General features: G+C 68.5%; 11 protein-coding genes and 1 tRNA gene. 8 read left to right on the forward strand and 4 right to left on the reverse strand.

Annotation, left to right across the window (positions count from 1 at the left end; genetic code table 11):
• Positions 1–261: 261 nt before the first annotated feature.
• A complete protein-coding gene (locus FB473_RS13845; protein ID WP_167169857.1) occupies positions 262–738 on the reverse strand; it encodes an SRPBCC family protein in 477 nt (158 codons plus the stop codon).
• Between the two features lie 246 nt (positions 739–984).
• Here FB473_RS13845 and spxB point away from each other — a divergent pair, with 246 nt between their 5' ends.
• Both spxB and FB473_RS13855 read left to right on the forward strand, forming a co-directional pair.
• Positions 985–2,730, forward strand: coding sequence for a pyruvate oxidase (spxB, locus tag FB473_RS13850; protein ID WP_167169860.1), 1,746 nt, complete (start codon positions 985–987; stop codon positions 2,728–2,730).
• Positions 2,731–2,837: 107 nt separating this feature from the next.
• Positions 2,838–3,074: a hypothetical protein gene (locus FB473_RS13855; protein ID WP_167169862.1), complete on the forward strand. Its 237-nt coding sequence runs from the start codon at positions 2,838–2,840 to the stop codon at positions 3,072–3,074.
• Positions 3,075–3,180: 106 nt separating this feature from the next.
• Here the strand turns inward: FB473_RS13855 and FB473_RS13860 are convergent, their stop codons facing one another.
• Both FB473_RS13860 and FB473_RS13865 read right to left on the reverse strand, forming a co-directional pair.
• Positions 3,181–4,068, reverse strand: a complete 888-nt coding sequence (locus tag FB473_RS13860; protein WP_167169866.1) for an aldo/keto reductase — start codon at positions 4,066–4,068, stop codon at positions 3,181–3,183.
• Between the two features lie 99 nt (positions 4,069–4,167).
• A complete protein-coding gene (locus FB473_RS13865) occupies positions 4,168–5,571 on the reverse strand; it encodes a dihydrolipoyl dehydrogenase family protein (RefSeq protein ID WP_167169870.1) in 1,404 nt (467 codons plus the stop codon).
• 162 nt (positions 5,572–5,733) lie between these two features.
• On the opposite strand from FB473_RS13865, the gene FB473_RS13870 reads away from it, so the two are divergent.
• The 4 genes from FB473_RS13870 (at position 5,734) to FB473_RS13885 (ending at position 8,927) form a co-directional block, all read left to right on the forward strand.
• On the forward strand, positions 5,734–6,546 hold the full coding sequence (locus FB473_RS13870) for an ATP-binding cassette domain-containing protein (protein WP_167169874.1): 813 nt from the start codon (positions 5,734–5,736) through the stop codon (positions 6,544–6,546).
• Positions 6,543–7,211: an ABC transporter permease subunit gene (locus FB473_RS13875; protein WP_167169877.1), complete on the forward strand. Its 669-nt coding sequence runs from the start codon at positions 6,543–6,545 to the stop codon at positions 7,209–7,211. The genes FB473_RS13870 and FB473_RS13875 overlap by 4 nt, the downstream gene beginning before the upstream one ends.
• A 76-nt stretch (positions 7,212–7,287) precedes the next feature.
• Positions 7,288–7,971 carry an ABC transporter permease gene (locus FB473_RS13880; protein ID WP_167169880.1) on the forward strand — a complete coding sequence of 228 codons (684 nt, stop codon included), beginning with the start codon at positions 7,288–7,290 and terminating at the stop codon, positions 7,969–7,971.
• Between the two features lie 26 nt (positions 7,972–7,997).
• Entirely contained in the window at positions 7,998–8,927 is a 930-nt protein-coding gene (locus FB473_RS13885) for an ABC transporter substrate-binding protein (RefSeq protein WP_167169883.1), read from the forward strand.
• A 76-nt stretch (positions 8,928–9,003) separates the two neighbouring features.
• Here FB473_RS13885 and FB473_RS13890 read toward each other — a convergent pair.
• Positions 9,004–9,076, reverse strand: a tRNA-Ala gene (locus tag FB473_RS13890).
• A 284-nt stretch (positions 9,077–9,360) separates the two neighbouring features.
• On the opposite strand from FB473_RS13890, the gene FB473_RS13895 reads away from it, so the two are divergent.
• A complete protein-coding gene (locus FB473_RS13895; RefSeq protein ID WP_167169886.1) occupies positions 9,361–9,795 on the forward strand; it encodes a DUF5318 family protein in 435 nt (144 codons plus the stop codon).
• Complete coding sequence (locus FB473_RS13900) at positions 9,788–12,436, forward strand: transglycosylase domain-containing protein (RefSeq protein ID WP_167169889.1); 2,649 nt, start codon at positions 9,788–9,790, stop codon at positions 12,434–12,436. The genes FB473_RS13895 and FB473_RS13900 overlap by 8 nt, the downstream gene beginning before the upstream one ends.
• Positions 12,437–12,505: the final 69 nt, after the last annotated feature.

Consider the following 12,505-nt stretch of genomic DNA (forward strand, 5'->3'; position numbering starts at 1 on the left):
AGTCGTTCGATCGTGACCGAGAGCGACGAGAACGCTCTCGCGGCCTGTGCAGAATCGCCGGGCTGTGACGGTGCATCCGTGTCGGCGAGCGATGTGTGGACCCGGCCATGGAGGTCGACCATCAGCAGCGTGAAGGCGCCGAAGCCGATCGTCCACGCGATCAGCCCGAAGGGGAGCAGCGGTTCATGGTTCGATTGTCGGCCACCGCAGGTGACGGCGTCAGGTCACTCGAAGAAGTCCTCGTCGACAGGGGACCCGGATTCAGTCGGTCCCCGGCACGGCACCTTCGGCGATCGCCTTGATGCGCTGGAGTGTCACAGGGATTCCCGCGGCCGCGGCGTCGCGGCGCTTGGCGATCTCGTCGTCCGCCCGGTCGCCGTAGCGCTCGGTGAAGACCGCTTCTGTGGTCGGCCCGAAGACGGTGTATTCGGTAAGTTCGGTCGCTCCGTCGGGTGCGGCGGCGATGCGGTAGCCCCAGCGGGCGCGTCCGGCGCCGACCTCCCAGGCGAACTCCTCGTCCGGTGTGTTCGCCACGACCGTCGAGACGGTCGACCATTCCCGTTCCGGATTGCGGTTGTGCCCGGTGAATGTCGCGCCGACGCCGCGGCCGTCGCTGTTCCACTCGCAGGCGTAGCACACCGGGCTCCACTCACCGGTGCGGGTGACGTCGCTCACCAGGCCGAACACCTCCCGGGGAGAGGCTTGCACAAGAACGGATTCGGCGAGTTCGTAGCCCATGGCCGGGACGCTAGCACCTCGCCAGCCTCCCGGGGCCGGGCATCGCGATGCCGTTCCCTGCCCGGTTGAAAGGGTTGCGGGGTGACAGGTTGCGGCAACACGTGGCAACAGAAATGTTTAGCGTTCAATCATCGTTCTACCCCTGGGTCCGGTGCCGAGCCTGATAGACGGTATTGGGCGGCGGCGTCGCTGGGACCCGGCGATGTCCGGGCCGGACCGAGATTGATTTGGGAAGAGGCGATCAGCATGTCTGGCAGGGCTCAGGCGGGACAACTCGTACTGAAGGTCATCGAGAGTTGGGGCGTCAAGCGCATCTACGGGCTTCCTGGCGGGTCATTCGACTCGATGATGAATGCGCTGTACCTGGAGCGCGACAACATCGAGTTCATCCAGGTGCGGCATGAGGAGGCGGGAGCGCTCGCCGCCGCGGCCGAGGCGAAGCTGACCGGACGCATCGGCGTCACCTTCGGATCGTCCGGCCCGGGAGCCGTGCACCTCATCAACGGCATGTACGACGCCCGCGAGGACCATGTGCCGATGCTCGCTCTGGTCGGCCAGGTGCCCACCCGCTTCATGAACACCGACTACTTCCAGGCCATGGACGAGGAGCCGATCTTCGCCGACGTCGCCGTCTTCAACCGCACCGCGACCACGGCCGAAGGCCTGCCGAAGCTGATCGACGAGGCCATCCGCCAGGCGTACACGCACAAGGGCGTGTCGGTCGTCACCATCCCCAAGGATCTGGCGTGGACCGAGATCGACGACGCCGTCCCGACGTCCGCCCCGTACTGGCGCACCCCGCTGCTGCCACAGCCCGATCCGGCCGCGATCCGCGACGCCCTCGACGTGCTCTCGACCGCGAAGGCTCCGCTGCTGTACTTCGGCGTCGGCGCGAAGCATGCCCGCGAGGAACTCATCGAACTGTCCGACAAGCTGAAGCTCCCGATGGTCTCGACCCACCCCGCCAAGGGCATCGTCGAGGACTCCCACCCCGCGTTCCTGGGCTCGGCCGGGCGCGTCGCCACCAAGCCTGCCGTCGAGGCCGGCGCCAATGCCGACGTCATCCTGTGGGTCGGCAACGACATCCCGTTCGCCCAAGTGGTCGCGAACCCCGAGGCGAAGATCATCCAGGTCGACATCGATCCCGCGAAGTTCGGCAAGCGGCTGCCGCTGGTCGTCCCGATCCAGGCGGACGCGAAGGCGACCCTGCGCGCGCTCATCGATGCCAGCGAGGAGGCCGTGCCGACCGCGTTCTACCGCGCGAGCCTGGCCAACAAGCGCAACTGGGAGGAGTGGATCGCCTCCTTCAGCTCCGATGCACGCACCCCGCTGCGTCCCGAGCCGATCTTCGACATCGTCAACGAGCAGGCCGGCCCCGACGACGTGTTCCTCGTGGACGTCGGCAACGTGAACATCAACTTCGCCCGGCTCGCCCACCTGCTGCCGACCAACAAGTGGTCGACCTCCGGCAAGCACGCGACCATGGGCTACGCGGTTCCCGCCTCGCTCGCGGCCAAGCGGGAGTATCCCGACGCGACCGTGTACAGCCTCAGCGGCGACGGTGGTTTCGCGATGCTGAACGAGGAGATCCTCACGCAGGTGAAGTACCACCTGCCGGTCATCAACGTCGTGTTCTCGAACCGGACGCTCGGCTTCATCGAGGCCGAGCAGCGCGACGACTCCCACCAGCCGCTGTCGGGCGTCGACCTCATCGACGCCGATTGGGCCAAGGTCGGCGAGGGCATGGGCGCGCTCGGGTTCACCGTCAACACCCTCGACGAGGCGCGGGAGGCCTTCGCTGCCGCCAAGGCTGCCGATCGTCCGAGCGTCATCGACGTGAACCTGACCGGCGACATGCCGCTGACCACGATGTACATGCACCTGTCGGAGCACGACGACCCCGCGGCGGTGGCTGAGTTCCAGGCCAAGTACGAGGCCCAGCCGCTCAAGGCGCTCGACTACTGGCTGGAGCAGGAGTCGGCGGCCGAATAACGCTGACCAGGGACGCCGCGTCCACCGGTGGGAGCCCATTTCCGTGGGGCCCGCAGGCGGACGCGGCGTTTCTGCACGGCCAGCAGCACAACAACTTCGCGCTGCAGGTGGTCTCCTCCGGTGACCTGACGCCCGGAGTGGACTCGCCGACCGAATCGACGGACTCCACCGGCCGTCACATCTACCGCTACCTGGGTACCGGCATCACCACCGACGTGTTCCGGAAGGTGTCGGGCAACGACACCGTCCGGGTGGTCATCTCCAACATGCCGAGTGGGGTCATCAACTCGCTGGACGCGGACTACGCCACCGCCGCGATCAAGGTGAAGAAGAACGGGAAGTAGCTCTTCGTTCGACCTGAGTGGCCCCCGGCGGCTCGTGCCGTCCGGGGACCACCCGGCGCTTCGGAGAATGCCCGCAACAGCGCGGCTGCCGGATCACGGCCTCGTCTCAGGCCTCCGGGATGTCCCGGCCCCAGGCGGCGAGCGTGATCGTGTCGGGGTCGGGGCCGCCGCGCACACCGGTGTCGAGGGCGTCGATCGCGGCCAGTTCCTCGCTGGTGAGGTCGAAGTCGAACACGTCGTAGTTCTCCGCGATGCGGGTCGGCGTGACGGACTTCGGGATGGCTGAACGACCTTGTTGCAGATGCCACCGCAGCATCACCTGCGCCGGGCTCTTCCCGTGCGCCTGCCCAATTCCGGCAAGCACCGGGTCGGCAAGGGTGCTCCGGCGCTCGCCGCCCCAGCCCGGGTAGAAGGTGATACCTCCGATGGGCGACCACGCCTGCGACACGATGCCCAGTTCGGCGTTCTTGTCGAGCAACTCGGTGTTGCGGAAGTACGGGTGGATCTCGATCTGATTCACGGCCGGCACGACCGACGTCGCGTCCAACAGCCTGTCGAGGTGGGCGGGCAGAAAATTGCTCACCCCGATCGCTCGGACCCTGCCATCGGCGAGCAGAGCCTCCAGGGCCTTGTAGGCGTCGATGACGAGCTGGAACTCGGACGGGAGCGGCTGGTGCAGGATCAGCAGGTCGAGGTGGTCGACGCCGAGTTTTCCGGTGGCCTTCTCGAACGCGTGCAGGGTCGATTCGTAGCCGTAGTCGCTGATCCAGACCTTGGTCTCGATGAACACGTCCTCCCGAGCGAGTCCGGAACGGCGGATGCCCTCGCCGACCTCCCGTTCGTTCAGGTAGGCGGCGGCCGTGTCGATATGGCGGTATCCGACCCGCAGAGCGGTCTCGACGGCCGTCACGGTCTCCGCAGGCGGGGTCTGGAAGACGCCGTAGCCGAGGGCGGGAATGACGACGCCGTTGTTGAGGGTCACAGTGAGGCTCATGCGGTTGAGGCTAGGTCGGCATCGGGAGCTTTGGGAGGCCGCGTCGTTACCCCTCTGGGATGGTGAGGCCCAGCGGTCGCGTGTTTCGTGGCGTCCTGGTCAGCGAGTTCGTAGTGTTTCACGATCGGCCTCCAGCAGCCGGAGCCAGAGTTCGCTCGCTGTCGGATAGGAGGGAACCGCATGCCAGAGCACGTCCACCGGGACCTTCGCGGTGACGGCGATCGTCGCGGCGTGCAGCAGCTCGGCCATGTCCGGGCCGACGAAGGTGGCGCCCAACACGGTATCGGTGTTGTCATCGATGACCAGCAGTGCTCTGCCGGTGGCGTCATCGCGCAGCAGGGCAGCACCGGCTGCGGAATCGAGCGGCACCTCGGGCGTCCGAAGCCGGTAGCCGGCCTCTCGTGCTCGCGCGGCGGTGAGCCCGACTGTGGCGACCTGCGGGTCGGTGAACACGACCTGGGGAACCGGCGCTTGGACTGGCTCGGCCGGTGGCGTGCGTCCCTCTGCGAGCGCGGCGATGCGGTCGCCGACGAGTCGTGCCTGGTATTTGCCCCAGTGGGTGAGCGGTGCGCCGCCGCTGACGTCGCCGACGAGATACAGCCACTCCGGGAGCGGGCCGTCGAGATCGGCGGGGGAAAGCCCGGCGGTCTCCAGCCCGAGGTCGTCGCGGGCGGGTGTGCGCCCGGTCGCGACCAGTACCTCAGCATGGGTCGATTCGCGGTCGTCGGCTTCGACGAGCCGCACCGGCCCGCCGTGGACGCGTCCCAGGCCTGTGTCGCGGGTGTCCGGCCGATCGGCCGCAGTGAGTTGGACGCCGAATCGGAGCTCGACACCGTCCGATGCGAGACCGTCGGCGATCAGGTCGGAGGCGAACGGCTCGAATCGTGGGAGCAGCCGTCTGCCGCGGACCAGCATGGTGACTCGGGAACCGAGCGCGGCCAGCCAACGCGCAGCCTCGCAGGCCACCACGCCACCGCCGACGATCGCGATCGAATCGGGAACTTCGATGATCCCGGTGGCGTCCCGCGATCCCCAGGGCAGAACCGGGCTCAGGAACTCCGGGATCACCGGGCGCGAACCGGTGGCGAGGACCACCGCGTGCCGGGCGCGAAGCGCTCGCACCCCTTCGGGACCCGCGACCCCGACGGTCCGCTCACCGGCCAACCGTCCGATGCCACGGACGACGGTGATTCCCGCCCCCTCGGCCCAGCGCACCTGGCCCTGGTCGGTGTAGTGGCTGACCCAGGTGTCCCGCCGGGCCAGCAGTGCAGCGGCATCCACGTCCATGCTGGCAGGCAGCCCGCCCAGCTGAACCGCGGCCGCTCGGACGTCCAGTGGCCGCAGCATCGCCTTGCTCGGCATGCACGCGTAGTACGAGCACTCCCCGCCGACGAGCCCGGACTCCACCAGTGCCGCCGTGCGCGAGCTCCCCTTGATCGCGTAGTCCGCCGCGTTCTCGCCCGCGGGACCGGCACCGATCACCACTACATCGAAGGTCTCCATGGGGTTCAGTCTTGCCGGGCGGAGCGCTTCCGGCCGGGTTTCGGTTTTCTTGCCCCCTGATCGTAGGCGGACGGTTCCGTCGCCGATGGAGCGTGTGTGTCAGTGCAGCCGCTTAGGCTGGACGCCAGCTTGCTCACAGCATGCACGGCGAGAGGAGTCGAGGTGATCGAATTCGCGGCTGTGTCGAAGACGTATCCCGGCGGGTCGGTGGCCGTCGAGGGGTTCTCCCTGGTCGTGCCGTCACATCGGACGGTGGCGTTGGTGGGGTCATCGGGGTCAGGCAAGACGACGCTGCTGCGGATGGTGAACCGTATGGTCGAGCCCACCAGCGGGCGGGTGCTGATCGACGATCAGGATGTGCAGGACGGGGACGCGGTCGAACTGCGACGCTCGATCGGGTACGTGCTGCAGGCGGGTGGCCTGCTGCCGCACCGCACGGTGCTGGACAATGTCGCCACCGTGCTGCGGTTGAGCGGTATACCCCGCAAGCCTGCGCGCGAGCAGGCGCTCGGGCTGATGGCGCGGGTGGGGTTGGACGCCTCGCTCGCCGGGCGTTATCCGGGTCAGCTCTCCGGTGGCCAGCAGCAGCGGGTCGGAGTCGCACGCGCGCTGGCGCCGGATCCGAACATCCTCCTGATGGACGAGCCGTTCGGGGCTGTCGACCCGATCGTGCGGCGCGAGCTACAGGACGAGCTGCTGCGACTGCAGGCGGAACTGGGCAAGACGATCGTGTTCGTCACTCACGACGTGGACGAGGCGTTCCGTCTGGGGGACGAGGTGGTCGTGCTCCGCGACCACGGTGTGATCGCCCAGCGCGGTACCCCGGCGGAGATCCTCGCCGCCCCCGCCGACGCTTTCGTGGCCGACTTCGTCGGTGCCGACCGGGCCGAGCGCGCTCTCCACACGCGGATCGTGGAAGGCCGCACGATCGCGGTCGACGGCAACGGGCGCCCTGTCGGGGTGATGACGCCGTGAGATGGCTGATCCTGAACTGGGCCCAGGTGACAGAGCTCGCCCGTGACCACCTCGTGCTGAGCGTGCCCGCGATCGTGCTCAGTGTCCTCATCGCCGTCCCGCTCGGGCGCCTGGCCTATCGCCGTCCCGCGATCGGAGCACCGCTGCTGGGGGTGGCGGCCCTGCTCTACGCGGTGCCGGCGCTGCCGCTGCTGATCGTCATTCCCGCAGTATTGGGCATCCCGCTACGCTCGATGGCGACGATGACCATCGCCCTGACCGTCTACGGCGTGGCCCTGCTCGTGCGCACCGCCGCCGATGCCTTCGCCACCGTCGATGCGAGCACGAGGGACGCCGCGGTCGCGATCGGTCACTCCCCGCGAGCTGTGTTCTGGCAGGTCGACCTGCCCCTGGCGGTCCCGGTCCTGTTGTCCGGGGTGCGTGTGGTGGCCGTCTCCACGATCGGGCTGGTGACCATCGGCGCGCTGATCGGCGTGTCCAGCCTGGGGACCCTTCTCACCGACGGTTTCCAGCGCGGGATCGCTGCCGAGGTCGCCACCGGCGTGGTCGCGACGGTGGTCCTCGCCCTGCTCGTCGACGCGCTGCTGCTCGCCGTGGGACGCGTCCTGACCCCGTGGACCCGCATCACCGGGCGACGCTCCCGCATGTGGGAGGTGACCGTGTGAGCAGGCCGTCGATCATGGAAGTCACCCCCGGCTCGTTCGGCAGCCACGGACGATGCGACGGACGAGGACCACGGGCATGAACCTGCTCGCACAGGCCCTGTCGTGGCTGACCGACCCGGCGAACTGGAGTGGCGCAAGCGGGATCCCCGCCCGCACCGGACAGCACCTCGCGATCACCGCGATCGCCGTCGCCGCAGCGGCATTGGTCGCGTTGCCCGCGGGCGTGCTCGTCGGGCACACCCGGCGGGGCGCCGCGAGCATCGGGGCGATCACGGGCGCCGCCCGCGCCATCCCCACCCTGGGGCTGCTCACCCTGTTCGGGCTCGCCCTCGGCATCGGGGTCGAGGCACCCCTGCTCGCCCTGATCATCCTGGCGATCCCGTCCCTGCTGGCAGGTTCCTACGCCGGTGTCCAGGCCATCGACCCGGCCCTGCCCGCCGCCGCCCGGGCGATCGGCATGAGCCCCGCTCAGGTGATCGGCACCGTGGAGATCCCGCTCGCCCTGCCGGTGATCGTCGGCGGGGTGCGTGCCGCCACGCTTCAGGTCGTGGCCACCGCGACCCTGGCCGCCTACACCTCGGACACCGGGCTGGGCCGCTACCTGTTCGCGGGACTGAAATCCCGCGACTACCCCCAGATGCTCGCCGGGGCGCTGCTCGTCATCGTCCTGGCCCTGCTTCTGGAACTCGTCCTGGCCGCCGTCCAGCGGCTCGCCACCCGCATCGCCGATCCCGCACGCCTGTCGACCCGACGCACCTGATCCTCACAACCCGAAGGAGCCCACCCATGTCACCGTCCCGCCACACCACGGTCGCCGCCCTCGGCGTCCTCGCCCTCGCCGGAACTCTCGCGCTGACCGGTTGCACCGGCAGTGACCCCCTGAACGATCCCGGTGCGTCCAGCAGCGCCGCCGCGTCGGGCACCATCGTCATCGGTTCCCAGGACTACTACTCCAACGAGATCGTGGCCGAGATCTACGCCCAGGCCCTCGAAGGCGCCGGATACTCCGTCGACCGGCAGTTCCGCATCGGGCAGCGCGAGGTCTATCTGCCCGAGATCGAGGCAGGAGACATCGACCTGTTCCCCGAGTACACCGGCAACCTCCTCCAGTACTGGGAACCCGACACCACCGCGCGCCTGGCCGACGACGTGTACACCGAGCTCCAGGCGGCCACCCCGGACGGGCTGCGCGTCCTCGACCAGTCGCCGGCCGCCGACCAGGACTCCTACACCGTCACCCGTGAGTTCGCCGACGAATGGGGCCTCACCACGATCGACGACCTCGCGAGGGTCACCGTGCCGCTGACCCTCGGAGCCAACTCCGAAGCGGAGACCCGGCCCTACGGCCCCGAAGGCCTGCTGGCCACCTACGGCATCGAGATTGGTTTCACCCCGATCGAGGACGCCGGAGGCCCGCTGACGGTCAAGGCGCTCAAGGAGGGCGACATCCAGGTCGCCAATATCTACAGCGCCGACCCGACGATCGCCGCCAACGACCTGGTCTCGCTGCAGGACACCAAGGGGCTGTTCCTCGCCTCCCACGTCGTCCCGCTCGCCAGCGACAACGTGGACGATGCGGCCGCCGCGATCATCGACGAGGTCAACGCGGCCATGAGCCCGGACGACCTGATCGCCCTCAACGCCCGCAGCGTGGACGAGGGGCTGCCCGCCAGCACGATCGCCGCCGATTGGCTGACTGACAAGGGGCTGAACTGACCTGAGAGGGCGGTCCTGCTGGGTCGTGGTCTTTCGGGACGCTGGGCCGGCAGGGGTTCGACTACGTCTGAAGGTGTGGAGCATAGGGGGCTCGAACCCCTGACCTACGGCTTGCAAAGCCGTCGCTCTACCAACTGAGCTAATGCCCCTCGTCCTTCGCGCATCCGACGACGCGTCGCGCCACCCACGAAGGCCTGCTCATCCTACTCGGGCCGGTTCCCCACCGCCAAGCCGCCGGCAGTCGCGCGGAGCCGTCGTCCGGACGCTTCCCGCGCGCCAAATTGTCTCCCGCGGTCGAACTGTTGCGCGCGGAAGACAATTTGGCGCGCGGGAGCGGGGCCAGATACGTCCGGCAAGGTCATTCGCTCCAGGGAGCGCCGGTCGGCCCGAGGGCCGGGGTTGGCAGGTTGCCAAACGGCTCTAGTCTTGGTGCGTGGTTTCCCAGCCGTACCTAACCCGACGCGAATGGGTCAGCCATGCCCTCAAGCGCCGGGCGACGCTGGAGGCGATGCATCGTCCCCAGGCGTTGCTGGCCGGCCTCGATCCCTGTGACGCCGATCCACTGCTGATCCGTTCGGCCCTGCACCACGGTGCGCTGGCCGGGCGCGACTGCCCCGTGTGCGCGAGTTCGCGGCTGACCCTGCTCAACTATGTGTTCGGCGAACAGCTGGGGCAGTACTCGGGACGCATCAAGTCGGTGGACGAGCTCGTCGAGATGGAGGGGGAGTTCGGGGAGTTCAAGGTGTACGTGGTCGAGGTGTGCCCCGACTGCGGCTGGAACCACATGATCGAGACATTCCTGCTGGGTGACGGACGCCGCCGTCGTCCGCCACGACGCCAACAGACAGTTGAGGACATCTATGGGTGAAACCGGTTCGTACGGCGGACCCAGGCGGGCTGCCCGCCCGACCGACGCCAACCGATCGGCGCCGCGTCGTGCAGCGCAGAGCGATGCGACCTCCTCGATGCCGAGGGGCTCGTACGGCGACAGGGATCCGTACGGTGACAGGGGCAGGGATGCGACGACGAGGGCGTCGTCCGGCTCGCGTGGCTCCTCCGGCACACAGGGGAACGCTCAGGCGTCGAGAGGGACGCAGGCCTCACAGGGCGGCAAGCGGCGCACGACCGCGACCGGTGCCGGGCGCTCCACCGATTCGACGAGGAACGCTGCCAGTGCAAGCACCTCCAGGAGTGCCGCGCGCGGCTCGTCCAAGGGCACCTCGAAGGGTTCGAAGCGCGGCGGCAGGGGAGGACGCAAGAAACGCGGCCTGCTGAGGCGCATCCTCCGCGTCGGGTTGATCGTTGCCCTGGTCATGGCCCTGCTCGGTGTGGGAGGGGCGTTCGTCTTCTACCAACGGGCAGAGCTGCCCGACCCGAACGCCGAGTTCCTGACGCAGACCACCCACCTCTACTTCCGTGACGGAACCACCGAGCTCGGCTCGCTGGCGATCCAGAACCGCACCGAGATCTCGTACGACGAAATACCCCAGGTGCTCAAGGACGCCGTCGTCGCAGCCGAGGACCGCACCTTCTGGACCAACCAGGGCGTCGACATCAAGGGCATGGCGCGTGCCTTCTGGCGTATCGCCCGTGGCCAGGACGTCCAGGGCGGGTCGACCATCACCCAGCAGTACATCAAGATCCGTTACCTCACCAGCGATCAGACGGTGACCCGCAAGCTCAACGAGGTGGCGCTGGCGGTCAAGATGAACAAGGGCGCCTCCAAGGAGGAGGTGCTCGGGGGCTACCTCAACACCATCTATTTCGGCCGCGGTGCCTACGGCGTGCAGGCCGCCGCACAGGCCTATTTCGGCGTGGACGCGAAAGATCTCACCGTCGCGCAGTCGGTGGTGCTGGCGTCCGTGCTGAACAACCCGTCGATGTACGACCCGGCCAACGGCGACGAGGAGCGGGCCGCGCTGCTCGAGCGCTACAACTGGGTGCTCGACAGCATGGTCGACCCGATGGGGACGCTCACCCAGGCGGACCGCGACGCCAACTACGGCCAACTGCCCGACTTCCCCGACATCCAGACCGACGACGTCTACGGCGGGACGAACGGCTTCCTCATCCGCATGGCCGAGGACGAACTCGAGGCCAACGGGTTCACCGCCGACCAGATCAACGGCGGCGGCCTGACCATCGTCACGACGTTCGACTCCCGCATGCAGCAGGCCGCGGTCGACTCTGCCCAGTCCAACGTGGCCGAGGCCGCGGCGAGCGCCAGCCCGCTGCGCGACGAGAACGGCGACTACGTGCTGGACGAGAACGGCAACACGGTGCAACCCGATGCGAGCGACCTGCACGTCGGACTGGCGTCCGTCGAGGTCGGCACCGGCGAGGTGCTGGCGCTGTACGGCGGGGAGGACTTCGTCTCGGACTCCCGCAACTGGGCCACGACCCCGCGCTACGCGGCCTCCACGTTCAAGGTGTGGGGCGCGGTGGCCGGTCTGCGCCACGGTTTCGGCCTGAGCTCGCTGCTACAGGGCAACACCTACACCCCCGAGGGCGACCTGTCGTCGGTGCAGAACGACTCGGGCGCCCAGTACGGGTCGGTGACGCTGAAGAAGGCTATCGAGGACTCGATCAACACGGCATTCGTCGATCTGGTCTCGCAGGTGCCCAACGGTGAGAGCGAACTGATCCGCGCCGCGAACGACGCCGGCATCCCCGAGGACGACAGCTGGGCGGCACAGCTCAACCGCCTGGTGCTCGGTGAGGGCGAGGTCACCCCGCTCGACAACGCGTCCGGCTACGCCACGCTGGCCAACAACGGCGTCCGCAACGTGACCCACGTGGTGCGCGAGGTGCGGGACGCCAGCGGCAACGTGATCTACAGCGGCGACACCGAGGGCACCCAGGCCATCGAGAACACCGTGGCCCGCGACCTGACCTCCGCGCTGCAATCCGCGGTCGCCTCGTCCACGGTGAACGCGGTGGACGGACGCGACGTCGCGGGCAAGACCGGCACCGAAGGCGTCGCGGCCGGTCAGGAGGACGCGTCGGGCGACTCGGTCTCCCAGAGCCAGGTGACCCGTGCGGCGTGGCTCGTCGGCTACACCAAGCAGATCGCCACCTCCGTGATGATGGTCGCGGGGGATTCCGGCGAGGAGAACCTGGACGTGTACAAGAAACCGGGCAACTCCGCGTTCTACGGTGCCGGATATCCGACGTCGGTGTGGAACGACTACATGGCCGTGGCCACCGAGGGCATGGAGGATGTCAGTTTCGACCCGGCGGCGAACATCCAGCCGACGGTGCGCAGCACGTTGACGGCGTCCGCCACTCCGAGCGCGTCGGCCTCGTCGAGCGAGCCACAGCGGACGACGCAGGCCCCACAGACGACGACGCAGGCGCCCACCACCTATGAGCCGCCTGAGACGACGGCCGAGGAGACGACCAGTGAGCCGCCGCCGGAGACCACCGATCCGGTGACGACGGCGCCGACGACGACACCGACGAACGGGAACGGCGGTGGCAGGGGAGGCGGCGGCCAGGGGGAGGGCTGACCCGGGCTCGATCCCTGAGCTTGTCGAAGGGACGTGGTCGTTTCGACAAGCTCAACGGGCGTTTCGACG

Source organism: Brooklawnia cerclae, assembly GCF_011758645.1.
In the GTDB taxonomy this organism is placed as follows: Bacteria; Actinomycetota; Actinomycetes; order Propionibacteriales; family Propionibacteriaceae; genus Brooklawnia; species Brooklawnia cerclae.

Excerpts from the sequence above, each read along its gene's own strand:
- FB473_RS13885 (WP_167169883.1), top strand. The coding sequence starts at position 7,998 with ATGTCACCGTCCCGCCACACCACGGTCGCCGCCCTCGGCGTCCTCGCC.
- FB473_RS13900 (WP_167169889.1), top strand. The coding sequence starts at position 9,788 with ATGGGTGAAACCGGTTCGTACGGCGGACCCAGGCGGGCTGCCCGCCCG.
- FB473_RS13880 (WP_167169880.1), top strand. The coding sequence starts at position 7,288 with ATGAACCTGCTCGCACAGGCCCTGTCGTGGCTGACCGACCCGGCGAAC.
- FB473_RS13845 (WP_167169857.1), bottom strand. The coding sequence starts at position 738 with ATGGGCTACGAACTCGCCGAATCCGTTCTTGTGCAAGCCTCTCCCCGG.
- spxB (WP_167169860.1), top strand. The coding sequence starts at position 985 with ATGTCTGGCAGGGCTCAGGCGGGACAACTCGTACTGAAGGTCATCGAG.
- FB473_RS13860 (WP_167169866.1), bottom strand. The coding sequence starts at position 4,068 with ATGAGCCTCACTGTGACCCTCAACAACGGCGTCGTCATTCCCGCCCTC.
- FB473_RS13865 (WP_167169870.1), bottom strand. The coding sequence starts at position 5,571 with ATGGAGACCTTCGATGTAGTGGTGATCGGTGCCGGTCCCGCGGGCGAG.